This window comes from Pseudomonas sp. G7(2022) (assembly GCF_052660475.1).
This window is the reverse complement of the sequence record NZ_CP109659.1, coordinates 4,378,893-4,392,401: the sequence shown is the minus strand read 5'-3', so window position 1 is coordinate 4,392,401 and position 13,509 is coordinate 4,378,893. Positions and strand designations below refer to the sequence as shown.

General features: G+C 59.4%; 12 protein-coding genes. 4 read left to right on the top strand and 8 right to left on the bottom strand.

Translation table 11 applies throughout. The features are described 5' to 3' along the window. Positions 1 to 5: 5 nt before the first annotated feature. The 7 genes from NE357_RS19940 to NE357_RS19910 form a co-directional block, all read right to left on the bottom strand. On the bottom strand, positions 6 to 3,662 hold the full coding sequence (locus NE357_RS19940; protein ID WP_169431308.1) for a transporter substrate-binding domain-containing protein: 3,657 nt from the start codon (positions 3,660 to 3,662) through the stop codon (positions 6 to 8). Between the two features lie 8 nt (positions 3,663 to 3,670). Further along, a complete protein-coding gene (locus NE357_RS19935) occupies positions 3,671 to 4,297 on the bottom strand; it encodes a response regulator transcription factor (RefSeq protein ID WP_169431307.1) in 627 nt (208 codons plus the stop codon). Between the two features lie 360 nt (positions 4,298 to 4,657). Further along, entirely contained in the window at positions 4,658 to 5,986 is a 1,329-nt protein-coding gene (locus NE357_RS19930) for a deoxyguanosinetriphosphate triphosphohydrolase (protein WP_169431306.1), read from the bottom strand. A gap of 68 nt (positions 5,987 to 6,054) precedes the next feature. Next, positions 6,055 to 7,218, bottom strand: coding sequence for an EAL domain-containing protein (locus NE357_RS19925; protein ID WP_169431305.1), 1,164 nt, complete (start codon positions 7,216 to 7,218; stop codon positions 6,055 to 6,057). A 124-nt stretch (positions 7,219 to 7,342) separates the two neighbouring features. Further along, positions 7,343 to 7,681: a hypothetical protein gene (locus tag NE357_RS19920; protein ID WP_169431304.1), complete on the bottom strand. Its 339-nt coding sequence runs from the start codon at positions 7,679 to 7,681 to the stop codon at positions 7,343 to 7,345. Further along, on the bottom strand, positions 7,678 to 8,064 hold the full coding sequence (locus NE357_RS19915; RefSeq protein WP_065257074.1) for a phage holin family protein: 387 nt from the start codon (positions 8,062 to 8,064) through the stop codon (positions 7,678 to 7,680). The genes NE357_RS19920 and NE357_RS19915 overlap by 4 nt, the downstream gene beginning before the upstream one ends. A 2-nt stretch (positions 8,065 to 8,066) precedes the next feature. After that, positions 8,067 to 8,381: a DUF883 family protein gene (locus NE357_RS19910; protein WP_169431303.1), complete on the bottom strand. Its 315-nt coding sequence runs from the start codon at positions 8,379 to 8,381 to the stop codon at positions 8,067 to 8,069. A 316-nt stretch (positions 8,382 to 8,697) separates the two neighbouring features. Here NE357_RS19910 and NE357_RS19905 point away from each other — a divergent pair, with 316 nt between their 5' ends. Continuing rightward, positions 8,698 to 9,906: an ammonium transporter gene (locus NE357_RS19905; RefSeq protein WP_169431302.1), complete on the top strand. Its 1,209-nt coding sequence runs from the start codon at positions 8,698 to 8,700 to the stop codon at positions 9,904 to 9,906. On the opposite strand, the gene NE357_RS19900 is transcribed toward NE357_RS19905, so the two are convergent. After that, a complete protein-coding gene (locus NE357_RS19900) occupies positions 9,903 to 11,615 on the bottom strand; it encodes a cation:proton antiporter (protein ID WP_169431301.1) in 1,713 nt (570 codons plus the stop codon). The genes NE357_RS19905 and NE357_RS19900 overlap by 4 nt on opposite strands. A 202-nt stretch (positions 11,616 to 11,817) precedes the next feature. On the opposite strand from NE357_RS19900, the gene NE357_RS19895 reads away from it, so the two are divergent. The 3 genes from NE357_RS19895 (at position 11,818) to NE357_RS19885 (ending at position 13,488) form a co-directional block, all read left to right on the top strand. Beyond that, the gene (locus tag NE357_RS19895) at positions 11,818 to 12,054 is read left to right on the top strand and encodes a glutaredoxin family protein (RefSeq protein WP_169431300.1); all 237 of its coding nucleotides are present in this window, start codon (positions 11,818 to 11,820) and stop codon (positions 12,052 to 12,054) included. 155 nt (positions 12,055 to 12,209) lie between these two features. Next, complete coding sequence (locus tag NE357_RS19890; RefSeq protein WP_085730606.1) at positions 12,210 to 12,527, top strand: transcriptional regulator; 318 nt, start codon at positions 12,210 to 12,212, stop codon at positions 12,525 to 12,527. A 67-nt stretch (positions 12,528 to 12,594) separates the two neighbouring features. After that, positions 12,595 to 13,488, top strand: coding sequence for a pseudouridine synthase (locus NE357_RS19885; RefSeq protein WP_169431299.1), 894 nt, complete (start codon positions 12,595 to 12,597; stop codon positions 13,486 to 13,488). The last annotated feature ends 21 nt before the right edge of the window (positions 13,489 to 13,509 follow it).

Below are 13,509 nucleotides of genomic sequence, written 5' to 3'. Positions count from 1 at the left end.
CATAGTTAAGGCCCGCTCACTCTGCTCTGGTCGGATGTCATCTGTCGTTGCTCAAGTGCTTTCTCCAACGCATTTTCCAGTTCGAGGATGGCGTCATGGCTGTCTTCGCAACGGCGTGCGATCTCGCTCTGCGGCAATGTCTGCAGACAGGCCTGTTCAAGTGCATCGCAACTGTCGATCAGGCGGGTGGCCTGAGCAATGCGTGCGGCGCCTTTGATCCTGTGCGCAATCTCGGCCAGTGCCTGGTGGTTTCCTCCTCGGGACAGGGCTTGCAGGTCCTGGCGGTCCAGGCGACTGCTGTTGAGCAGTTCGGTCAGCAGTCGCCGGACCTGTGCCGGGTTTCCACCCGTCAGCGAGTGCATTCCCTGCAGGTTGAACGCGGGTGTGCGGAACAGTGGCCGTACGCTGTCGACCCACTGGCTCAAGACGCTCAGGCTCAGGGGTTTGAACAGGCACTCATTCATGCCGGCCTGTCTGCAGCGAAGGATCTCTTCCGGCTGGGCATTGGCGGTAAACCCGAGCACCGCGCAGGCCGGACGCTGCGTGAGCCTTTCGTGACGGCGGATCGCACGGGTCAGTTCGTAGCCGTTCATGACAGGCATGTTGCAATCGGCAATGACCAGGTCGAATTCGTTGTCTTTCCATAATTCCAGTGCGCTGCGCCCCTCTTCGGCGATGCTGAAGCGATGGCCGAGGTACTCCAGTTGCTGGCACATCAGCAGGCGATTGGCTGGATGATCGTCGACCACCAGAACATTGAGTGGCGTCAGGGCGGTCTCGATCTGCGGTTCCTGTTTCGGGTTCGTCACTTCGGCGGGCAGGATTGTCAGTGGCAACGACACACTCACCTGTGTGCCGATCCCCGACTGGCTGCTCAGTTGCAATGTTCCGCCCATCATTTCGCAGAGGTTGCGACTGATGACCAGCCCCAGGCCGGCACCACTGATTGCCCGGCACTTTCCATGGCGAGCCTGGGCGAAAGGCTCGAAGAGACGCCGTTGATCCTCGGCAGTGATACCGATACCGCTGTCCTGTACGGTCAACTGCACCCGTGAACATTCAGGGGGCTCGCCGGCCACAAGCTCCAGCGTGATCCTCACTTGCCCTTGTTCGGTGAACTTGATCGCATTGCTGATCAGGTTCGACAACACCTGCTTGAAGCGCAGCGGATCCAGATGCACGTCGACGTCCAGTTCGGGAGGGGAGAGGTTCAGCACCAGGCTCAGATGCTTCTGGCGAGCCAGGCCTTCGAATATCCTGATCACCGAGCCGATGGTTGCAACGAGGTTGACCCGCTCGGGGCTCAGGCTCAGGCGCCCGGATTCGATTCTGGCGATATCCAGAATGTCGCCGATCAGCCCCAGCAGGTCCTTGGCCGAACTGTAGGCGGTTTCGATGCTGGAGCGGTCCGGATGTGTCTTGTCCAGGCGTTTGAGGGTCAGTTCGAGCATGCCGATCACCGCGTTCATCGGCGTGCGGATTTCGTGGCTCATGGTCGCCAGGAACGTACTCTTGGCCCGGTTGGCTTCATCCGCCCGTTCCTTGGCGGCGCGAAGTTCGTCGAACAGTTCATGTCGCTCGCTGATGTCGATCCAGCCGCCGATGATGCCCTGAACTTCACCGCTGGAGTCGCGGTACGGCAGGATCCAGTGGTAGATCGTCAGGCGCCGGTTACCGATGTGCAGGGGCCGGTCGAGCACGAGCGGCTTGCCCTCACTCACCACTCGCTGGTAATCGGCCTGAAAGACCCGTGCTTCGAAGGCGTTGTTCAGTGCGCCCTCCATGACGCTTTTGCCAATGACGTCCTCGCGCCGGGCATTGAAGGCTTCGAGGTAACTGTCGTTGCAGCTTTGCAGCAGTCCCTGTCGATCACGTACGTAGATCGGGTGTGGCGTACCGTTGAGCAAGGAGCGCATGAACTCCAGTTGATCGTTCAGGGCGCGTTCGGCTGCTTTGCGCTGCCTGATCTGGCGGCGCATGTAGGCATTCCACAGCAGTGACAGCAGCAGGAGCAGGCCGGCTCCGCCGATGACCTGGTAGAACAGACGCCGATACTGGTGCCAGGCGCCCTGGGAAAGACTTGAATAGCCGCGCCAGCGACCATTGATGATGCCCAGTTCCTCGGGCGTGATGCTCATCAACGTCTTGTCGATGATCGAACTCAGCTCCGGGTTGTCACGGGCTGTTGCGACGGAAAATGCCGCCTGACTCGTGCCGATGGTGGTGGTGATCTGCAGTGGCTGTTCGAAAATGTGTGAGGCGATGAAATAGTTGGCGATCACCAGCGAGTTCACCGCCCCGTCGACCTGGCCTTCGTCGAGCAATGCCACCGCACTGAAGGTGTCCGGCGTTTCGATCAACTGGATGCGCGGAAACTCGCGGCGCAAGTAGCCGATCATCGGATTGCCCTGGGCTATGGCAAGGCGCTTGCGCTTGAGCTGCCCGAGATGCGTCGGGCTGTCGGCAGCTTTGCGGGTCAGCAGGACGTAGGAGTTTTCAAGGTAAGGACGACTGAACCTGAGGGTTTCCTCCCGTTGGGGCGTGGGCAGCAGGGCGGCGATCAGGTCGACCTGATGATTTTCGATCTGTTTGATCATCTCGGCGTCACTGCGGCTGCGGTGGACTTCGAAGCGCAGCCCGGTGCGCAGGCGGATGAGTTCGAACAGGTCGGCGCTGATGCCGCGAAAATTGCCGTCGGTGTCGAAGAACGTCAGGGGGGCGAAGGCCTCGTTGACGACCACGCTTACCACCGGATGTCTTTTCAACCATTGTTCTTCACGGTGGGTCAGTTGCAGTTTCTGGTCAGTCAGCAAGGTGTCGCTGCCGGCGCTCCAGCGTTTGGCGATGTTTTCCCGCTCGCTGGCCGGGACGGCCTTGAGCACGGCATCGATGATGCCCAGCAATTGAGGGTTGTCGCGACGCACGGCAAAACTGAAACCATGGGCTTCGTGCTTGCCGAAGTTGGCCATGCGGATGTTGTTCAGGTATCCCTTGCTGATCATGTAGTGAGTGGAAATGGTGTCGCCGAGAAACACATCGGCCTGATCGAATGCCACTGCGTTGATTGCATTCTGGTACGACGGGTAGGCCGTGATAAGGGCTTTGGGGTACAAGGCCTTGACCTCGTCCAGCGGCAGATAGTGATACAGCATGCTCAGCCGCAGACCGGCCAGTCCCTCGCTCAGTGAGCGGGTTTCGCCTTCGCGGGTCACCAGTACCGGTTGATCGATGGCGTAGGGTCTGGACAGGACGAGGCTGGCGTTTTCCGCTTCCAGCCCATTGGACGTCCCGAGCATGTCGATGCTGCCATCGATCAGTGCCTGTATCGCGGCATCTCGTGTGGCAAAACGCTTTACCCTGACAGGCAGACCGGTTGCCTGGCCGACCAGGCCTGCGTAATCGGCCGTGAAACCTTCGTAGTCGCGGCCGCTGGAGGTCATGTCAAAAGGCGGATAGTCCGGAGCGGATGTGCCCAGAATCAACTCGTTGCGCTTGTGCAACCAGCCTCGTTGCGAAGGTTCAAGCACGTCCGGCAGCAGCCTTTCGGTCGCACGGCTGATCAGGGTCAGGTCTTGTGAAGTGACGGACATGGCGCTTGCAGGCGTGATTAGCCCCAGACATGCACTCACTACAATCAGACAGTTCTTTAGACGGCTGGGCATGTTGGCTCTCACACGAGTGCGTTACGTTTGGCCATTTCGATAAGTTCTACAAGGGACTTGGCCTTGAGTTTCTGCATCAGCCGTTTTTTATAAGTGCTGACGGTCTTGTTGCTGAGGAACATGCCTTTGGCGATTTCCTTGTTAGTGCGACCTTGGGCAAATAGTTGCAATACCATTAATTCCCGGTCATTAACGGCTTTGAACAGTTCCAGCTCCGTGTAGCGCACATCATCGCTGCGCACCGGGTTCAGGGCCTGACTGGGGAAGTAGTTGTAACCGGAAAGAACAGCCTTGATGGCGCTGACCAGTTCACTCAGGTCTTCCTGCTTGCACACATAACCCGATGCGCCGGACTGCATGCAGCGAATGCCGAACAGTGTGGGGCACTGCGCGGTCAGTATCAGTGTCTTGAACGGAGAGCTCATGGCATTGAAACGGGCCAGAACTTCCAGACCGTCCAGCTTCGGAATGCTGATGTCGAGAATGATCAGGTCGGGGGCGCATTCACGAACCATTTGCATGGCATCGACCCCGTTATCGGTTTCACCGACGACTTTGTAACCTTCATGTTCCAACAACATTCGAACGGCAAGACGAATAACGGGATGATCGTCGACGATAAAAACGGAGTTCATATAAAGTTCCATGCGGGCGCGAATAAAGGGCGCACCTTAGCTCAGTTGGATGAGCGGTCGCATGAAGCCCCAGTGCTTCAGTGGCAATCTAGGATTGTTCCTACAAGTAAAGAGGAATAAGACTACGCGTGAACTAGTTTTGGCTTAGGTAGAGAGTAGGGTTTCAAGTTCGGCTTTCATATTGCAAGACAGTGCCATTTTGAAGAAGCAGCTTGTTTAATGTTTGTCGTCCATCCGTGGATTGTTGTTTCGGGTTTTGACGGCGACATAGAGCGCAACTGTCAACTTGAAGCAGGAAGCTTGTTGCGCTCCCGCAATTCGCGCCCGACCGGTCAAGGCTTTGAACGGTCGGGCAGCGACTCAATGACTGGAACGCCCCGTCATTTCCAGAGCCATGTCACTGGCGTAGCTGTCGGTCATGCCGGCGATGAAGTCGATCATGCGCAGGAACGATGCGTGCAACGGGCCGTGTGGATCTGGTGCGTTGTTGCCCAGCAAATCGAGAATCCTGCGGCTCTTGAAGGACGGTGTACGGCCGTTGTGCTGTTCCAGGGCGGCGCCGCAAAACGCGTTGAGCAGAATTTCCAGTGTTGTGTAGGCACCGATCTCATGCAGGGTCTTGCGTTTGTCCTGAAAGATTTTCTTTCGGGCGATGTCCTTGGCATTCAGCACGCAACGTTTGGCCGGACCATGCATGTGCTCCACAAGATCACCATGCAGCGTCCCGGCCAGCAGTGCGTCCTGTTGCTCGACGAAGGCCCGGGCGGCGGCGTTGGTCAGGTGCTCGATGGCCTTGCCCCGCAGGATCGCCAGTTTGCGCCGGCGTGAATCCAGCGGACCCAGTTGCCGATAGGTTTCCGGCAGATCATCGCCGACCAGACCGAGCAGCAGCGACTCGACCTCGGCGTATTCCAGCAACTCCATCTCCAGGCCATCTTCCAGATCGATCAGCGCATAGCAGATATCGTCCGCCGCCTCCATCAGATAGACCAGCGGATGACGGGCCCAGCGTTGCTCCTCAAGTTGCGGCAGGCCGAGCTTGTGGGCTATTTGCTCCAGCAGAGGCAGCTCGCTCTGATAGCAGCCGAACTTGTGTTTCTTGTAACCCAGAGAGTCGGCGTGACGGGCGGTCCACGGGTACTTGAGGTAAGTGCCGAGGGTCGCGTAGGTCAACCGGGTGCCCCCGTCGAACTGGTGATATTCCAGTTGCGTGAGAACCCGGAACCCTTGGGCATTGCCTTCGAAATTCAGGAAGTCCCCGCGCTCGGCATCACTCATCGCATCCAGCCAGCCGCGTCCGGCGGCCTGCTGGAACCAATGGCGAATGGCGTCTTCGCCGGAATGGCCGAAAGGCGGATTGCCGATGTCATGGGCCAGGCAGGCGGACTGCACGACCATGCCCAGGTCGCTCGGTTCGCACCATTCGGGCAGTGCGCGACGCAGGGTTTCACCGACGCGCATGCCCAATGAACGACCGACGCAACTGACTTCCAGCGAGTGGGTCAGGCGTGTGTGGATGTGGTCGTTGCTCGACACGGGATGCACCTGAGTCTTGCGGCCCAGGCGGCGAAAGGCGCCGGAGAAAATGATGCGGTCATGATCTTTGTGGAACGGGCTGCGGCCGAGTTCCTGCGGGCTGTGCAGCGGCTTGCCGAGACGTTCGCGGTTGAGCAGGGTTTGCCAATCCAAGGCTGATTCTCTCCGTCGGGTGACTGGTGCCCTAGCTTCCCGGTTCGGGCGAGTGTCTGCAAGCGCAACTACAACCCGGCGGCGTCGATGTCGATCAACAGCAGGCGCTCGCCATTGTCGAAAAACTGTCCGGCGGTCAGGCAGTACTGGTTGCTGGTGGCATCGCGGTAGGTGTTGGAAAGCGTCAGCCGGCGTTCTTCCCAGCCTTCGGCCAGAAGATGGTAGAAGTAGGGGCGCCAGGACCAGTTGTGGCCCAGATAACGGTTGTCGGCGACCCAACCACTTTGGCGCCATTCCAGATTCGGTGTCAGTTGCGTGCCCTGGCGATCGCACTGATAAAACCGCAGCAACCACGGAAAGGCATCCAGTTGCGGCAACGCACTGAGCGGTGCATGGGTCTGGGCCCAGGTCTGCAGGATCGTCATCAATTCGCTGAGCTGTTGACGCATGGTCATCAACTTGCCGCGCTCGACGAGTTTTTGCTTTACATAGGCCTGGCGCAGTTCGGCGAAGCGCTGGACGAAAGCGTCCGTCGCGAAAAATGCCTCCTGTGCCCGGGCGAACAGAAAACCCTGCACATAGCGTGAACCACATTCCAGCGCGAAATTCAGCTGCGCTGCGGTCTCCACGCCTTCGGCGATGATCCGGCAACCGGTCTTTTCCGCCATCTGCGCCAGTGCCTTGACCACATCGCTGCTGGGTCCGCCGAGAGCTGCGGCCTGAAACAGACGCATGTCGAGCTTGAGGATGTCCGGCTGCAACGCCAGCACGCGATCGAGCTGTGAATACCCGGCGCCGAAATCGTCGATAGCGATCCGCGCCCCGGCATCCCGATAGCGCGCGACCACTTCGGACAGGCGCTGACTGTTGCCGCCCAGCTCGGTGATCTCGAAGACAATCCGCTGCGGATCGACGCCATGCCGGGCGAGTTGTTTGAGACTGGGCAGCGCCTGGTCTGCGCGCAAGCGGCTGATCCAGCGCGGAGACATGTTGAGGCTGAGAAACCAGTCCGGCGGTGCTTCGTGAAATCGGCTCAACGCATTGTCACGAATCTGCCGGTCTAGGCGGCGCAAAGCGGTAGCGGGGGTTCGCGGGTCGGCGAACAGCGGCCCGACCGATGTCAGTTGCCCGTGCGTCTGGCGCAATCGACCCAATGCCTCGACGCCTGCAATGCGTCCGGTAGCGGTATCGATGAAAGGCTGAAAGCAGGCGAGCGGTTGCCCGTCGATCACGGGGCCTCCTTGGTCATTGTTGTTCTGGTCGAGTCCTGCCCGCCAGAAAGGCGAACGGGATTGAATCTCCGGGTGAAGAGATTCAATCCCGCCAGCAGTGCAAGAATGCAGCCAGATGTGGAGCTCAGCGTTTGCCCGAGTTCTGCATCACCAGTTTGATCAGCGGCGCAAGGCTGGTGCCGAGGCGGATCAACCGACTCAGACCGCCGACGCCACCGCTTTTCGCACCCTTGCCGGTGAGAAAGCCCAGCAGCGTCACCGCCGCCACGCCCCATAAAGGCGCGTGCTTGATGCCGAAACCGTCCTGCAGGTTTTGCGTCATGCCACGCATGCGATGCAGGGGCTGCAGCACCTGGCCGGTTTCGTGGCGGATTTCCTGACGATGCATCTCCATGCGCAGGCGGATCAGGGCCTTGCGCATTTCCCGGCGTGAGCTGTTGTGCGGAAGTTCAGGCAGGCTCATGGCAGCAGGCGCTCCCGGTCGTTGGCCAGCTCTTCCAGGGTGCCGTGGAAGGGCGAGGATTCATCGAAGATCGCAGCCTTCAGACGCAGCCCGCAGAAGATCGCTGCCAGGGTGTAGAACACACACAGGCCGATGATGGCGGCGAGTCGATACGTGTCCCAGAACACGATCAGGACGAGGGTCGACAGGCCCACCAGCAACAGCAGTGCAAACACCAGCGCCAGGCCGGCGAACAGCAACAGGCTGACGGTTCGTGCCTTCTGTTCCTGCAGCTCGATGCCGAACAATTCGACGTGACTGTGCAAAAGACCGAGTACGGCTGCACCCAGGCGCCGTGTGGAAGAGGCAGTGCCCGCAGTCGGGCCCGATTCACCGATCGACATGATCAGCGCCGCGTGGCCAGCAGGCCGATCAGAAAGCCTACCCCGGCGGCGATGCCCACCGATTGCCATGGATTGGCCGACACGTAATCTTCAGTGGCGGTGACCGCAGCCTTTCCACGCTGGCGCAGGGTGTCTTCGGTCAGCTTCAGGGTTTCCCGCGCGCGCAGCAGACTTTCATGGATCTGTTCACGCAACTCATCAGCCTGGTCACCGGCCAGCGTGGCGGTGTGTTCCAGCAACCGTTCGGTGTCGCTGACCAGGGTCTGGAAGTCGTTCATCAGGATTTCTTGAGCAGTCTTTGCCTTGGTGCTGGCCATTGGGGATCTCCGTAAGTGGCGGTCTGAAGCGGCTTCTGAAACTTTCGAGTATGAGCCTTGCGTGAAGGTTCAGTACAAATGACTGGTACATCTTTTGCTGTGTCGTGGTGCGTCATACGGCATCAGTGCGCTGTTGCCGGGCGCGACACCGGGAAATCATAGCCCGGATGATACGGGTTCAGCTCAGGACATCGACCTCGTGCGCCAAAGCGGTTCAGCGGCCCCTTGGGTTCGTGACTGCGCGGTCGCAACTTGGTGCATGAAATGTCTGCATGAACCGATTTGGTGCCTTTTTCAGCCTTGGGTCTGCCTCTTCATGGAAAATCTGCAAAGCGCGGTGGATACGCTCGTTCACAGTTCCAACACGTTGTTCATTCTTATCGGCGCGGTCATGGTGCTGGCCATGCACGCCGGTTTCGCCTTTCTGGAGGTCGGAACGGTTCGACAGAAGAATCAGGTCAACGCCCTGTCGAAGATTCTCAGCGACTTCGCAGTGTCGACGCTGGCCTATTTCTTTATAGGCTATTGGATTTCGTACGGGGTGACGTTCCTGCAACCGGCGGCGGTGCTCAGCGCCGATCATGGTTACGGGTTGGTGAAGTTTTTCTTCCTGCTGACGTTCGCCGCGGCGATTCCGGCAATCATTTCCGGCGGCATTGCCGAGCGGGCACGGTTCGTTCCGCAGTTGTGCGCGACGGCGCTGATCGTTGCATTCATCTATCCGTTTTTCGAGGGGATGATCTGGAACGGCAACTATGGTCTGCAAGCCTGGCTGGCCGCGCGATTCGGCGCCGCGTTTCATGATTTCGCCGGCTCCGTGGTGGTTCACGCCATGGGCGGCTGGCTGGCGCTGGCGGCGGTGCTGTTGCTGGGCCCGCGCAACGGCCGCTATCGCGATGGCCGGTTGGTGGCCTTCGCGCCTTCGAGCATTCCGTTTCTGGCGCTGGGCTCGTGGATCCTGATTGTCGGCTGGTTCGGCTTCAACGTGATGAGCGCGCAAACCCTGCAAGGCGTTAGCGGGCTGGTGGCGGTCAATTCGTTGATGGCGATGGTGGGCGGCACGGTGGCGGCGCTGATCGTCGGGCGCAATGACCCGGGCTTTCTGCACAACGGCCCGTTGGCCGGTCTGGTGGCGGTGTGTGCCGGCTCTGACCTGATGCATCCGGTGGGCGCGCTGGTGACCGGTGTGATTGCTGGCGCCCTGTTTGTCTGGTGCTTCACGGCGGCGCAGGTCAAATGGCGGATCGACGACGTGCTGGGTGTCTGGCCGTTGCACGGCTTGTGTGGCGTGTGGGGTGGCATCGCCTGCGGGATCTTCGGCTCGACCGCGTTGGGCGGGCTTGGCGGCGTCAGCCTGATCAGCCAGTTGATCGGCACGGCGTTGGGCGTGCTGGTCGCGCTGGTCGGCGGTTTCGCCGTGTATGGTTCGATCAAGGCGATGCATGGTCTGCGCCTCAGCCAGGAGCAGGAGTATTACGGCGCTGATCTTTCGCTGCACAAGATCGGCGCGGTGAGCCAGGACTAGATCTCTTCATCTTCGGCACCCGGGTAAAAACCATGCAGCAGGCGATAGCGGTCGATGCGCACCCGATCGACTTTCTCCTGCACCTGGTGTGCCGGCAGACCAAGCAGAATCAAGGCATGAGAGGCAAGCATCAGGCTTGATTCCAACAACTCCGGCACCACTTCGCTGGCGCCGGCGGCTTTCAGTTCGGCCCACTGGCTGTCATCGCGGGTGCGTACCAGAATCGGCACTTTCGGGTTGAGTCGCCGGGCTTCCTTGAGCACCCGCAAGGCGACATCGCTCTGATCCACGGCAATCACCAGCAATCTGGCGCGGAGCAAGCCGACCGCGGTCAGCAGGTCGGCGCGGGAGGAGTCGCCGTAATGCACGTCTCGTTCGACGGTTGCCGCTTCCTGTATGCGCACCGGGTCATTGTCCAGCGCGACATAAGGCTGCCCGGCATTGCGCATGAAGCGTCCGATCGACTGACCGACACGGCCGTAACCGCAGATCACCACATGCTGGTCGAGGCCGGCATTAAGGGCGCTGATTTCCTCGATCTGTGCTTCCTGATTGGGTTTGCGGTGCAGTGCGGCGGCGATGCGCGGTGCAGCGCGGAGCATCAGCGGCGTCAGCAGCATCGAGCAAAATGTCGCGGCCAGCAGAAGGGCACCGAGGTCGGCGGGCATCAGTTGATTCTGCTGCATCTGCGCCATCAGGGCGAAACAGAACTCGCCTCCCTGAGCCAGTGCCAGGCCGCTGCGCCAGGCGGTTTCATTGTCGTTGCCACGCCATTTCACCAGCAGCGCCACCACTGAGCCCTTGATCACCAGCAGACCCAGAGTCATGGCGAGAATCAGCAGACTGTGGCTGGCGAACAGTTGCAGGTCGATCAGCATGCCGATGCTGACGAAGAACAGGCCGAGCAGGATGTCGCGGAACGGCCGGAGATCGGCTTCGATCTGGTGCCGGTAATGACTCTCCCCCAGCAGCATGCCAGCGAGGAACGCGCCGAGGGCTGGCGACAGACCGAGCAGGTGAGTCAGCCATGCCGTGAGCAATACGATCACCAGCGCCAACAGCACAAACAGCTCGGCCGAACGTGATGCCGCCACTTCCTGGAACAAGCGCGGCAACAGCCAGCGACTGGCCAGCAGCAAACCGAAAAACAGCACCACGGTCTTGATCAGTGTCAGGGGTAATGCCCAATACCAGGCCTGATCGCTGCTTCCGGCAAATACGGGCACCAGTGTCAGCAACAACACGGCCACCACATCCTGAAACAACAGGACGCCCACTGCGTTCTGGCCGTGGCTGCTGAAGATTTCTCCGAGGCTGCCCAGTTCCTTGGTGACGATGGCCGTCGATGACAACGAAAGGCCCGCGCCAAGTAACAACGCCGGCGTGAAGGGCATGCCCAGCAGCATCAGCACGCCTCCCAGCAAGGCCGTGCTGATCAGTACTTGCTGACTGCCCAGGCGAAACACCACCTGGCGCAGGGCAATCATTTTCGACAGGGAGAATTCCAGTCCCAGGGAAAACAACAGAAACACCACACCCAGTTCGGCAAGGTCAGGCAGATGCTCGCTTTCGTTGATCCAGTCGAACGCCTGCGGGCCGACCATCAATCCCACACACAGATATCCCAGCACTGGCGGCAGACGCAGGCGTCGGAACAGGGCAATCACTACCAGGGACGAGGCGAGAATGATCAACAGGTTGGCGAACACAAGACACTCCGGCAATGGTGGCGAGCTAAACAAGCGTAGAGGCAAAAAACACTGGAGCATCATGCAATTCGCCTTTTCCCGGGCTGATTTGCGTCAGGGTTTTACGAGGATGATTCTGCTCGAAGGTTTGAAGCTTCCGATCGCTCGACGGGTCTGCGGGTCGGGCCTAGAATGACCACTCAAATTTCTGGATACAGCGCACATGCTTCCTGAATGCCAGTTGTTCGGCACCCTGGGGTGCCATCTGTGTGAAGTCGCCGAAGCCGAGTTGATGCCATTTGTCGAGCATGGCCTGCTGGTGGAACTGGTGGACATCGCTGAGGATGAGTCCTGGTTCGAGGCCTACAGTCTGCGAATTCCGGTTCTGCGACGAACCGATACCGGCGCGGAACTGGGGTGGCCATTCAGCGCCGATCAGGTGGTGGCATTCCTGCGTTGATCCTCTTGCGCCCATTCATCGCGGCGATCATCCATCCTTGGCACTGGCCGGATTATTCGGTTACTGTATGCGCATACAGTAATTGAGTGTGACTGGTCATGCTGTGTCCTCTCTGGACAATGTGCAGGGCAGTCGGTACGCCAGAGGGATGAATCGTGGTCAATGTCGAACAGTTGAAAAGCAGCGTGAACCGGATGTCGGTCGACGTGGTGCGCGAGGCGGTCCACGAGTTGCGTCTGGACGGTCTGGTCACGGAAGGCAAGACGCCGTTCAACAAGCTCCATTTCAATACCTGCTTTGCCGAGATCGAGGCGTTGTTTCAGCGCGCCGGCTACCACAAGCAACTGGATGTGGTCGGCTATCAGGGATTGCTGTACGCGTTGTATGACCCGGGTCGCTGGGAGGCCGTCGATGTGCTGCGTTGGTTGAAGGAATTCACTGAAGCGGCGGCTCTCAAGTCGATCCCGGCCTGATTCCGCTAGGCCCGTCGTGTGCTGTGCTGGATAATGCCGCTCTGTTTTGAGGGTTCGAGTTTTCCGTATGTCCAGCGCACCAACATTTTCCGCCGCACAGAATCAGGCCAGCACGCTTTATCTGCCCCCCGGTGACTGGCGGACGGTGTTCGATTGTCTCTGCGATCATTTCAGTGCCATCGGGCGTGAGCAATGGCTCGACAGGATTGCCCGGGGGCGTGTACTGGACGGTCAGGGGCAACCGATAGCAGTGGACTTGCCCTACAAAGAAGGCATGCGTATCCACTATTTTCGTGAAGTCCCGGATGAAAAACCGATTCCGGTGATCGAGTCGATTCTGTATACGGACGAGCATCTGGTCGTGGCGGACAAGCCGCACTTTCTCCCCGTGACTCCGGCGGGTGAATATGTAGAGCAGACGTTACTGCGCAGGTTGATTCGCCGTCTGGACAATCCGCATCTGGTGCCGCTGCACCGAATTGACCGGCACACCGCCGGTTTGGTGATTTTCTCGGCCAATCCCCAGAGTCGTTCGGCCTATCAGTCATTGTTCCCGACACGGCAAATCGAAAAGCGTTATGAGGCGATTGCAGCCGCGCTTCCGGGACTGGACTTTCCTTTGGTGCACAAAAGCCGGCTGGTTGATGGAGAGCCTTTTTTCCGCATGCAGGAGGTTCCGGGCGTCAGTAATACCGAGACTGCAGTGGAGGTTCGAGAACGCAACGGCGAACTCTGGCGCTATGGCCTGTTTCCAGTGACCGGAAAAAAACATCAGTTGCGGGTGCATATGACGGCGCTGGGCGCGAGCATCTGCAATGATCCGTTCTATCCCGAGGTGCTCAAGGATGTTGAGGATGACTACTCAAAACCACTCAAGCTTCTGGCGCAGGGTTTGCGGTTCATCGATCCGGTCACGGGGCAGGTACGTGAATTTGAAAGCCGGATCACTCTGGACTGGTGATCTGTAGAGCAACATTCTACC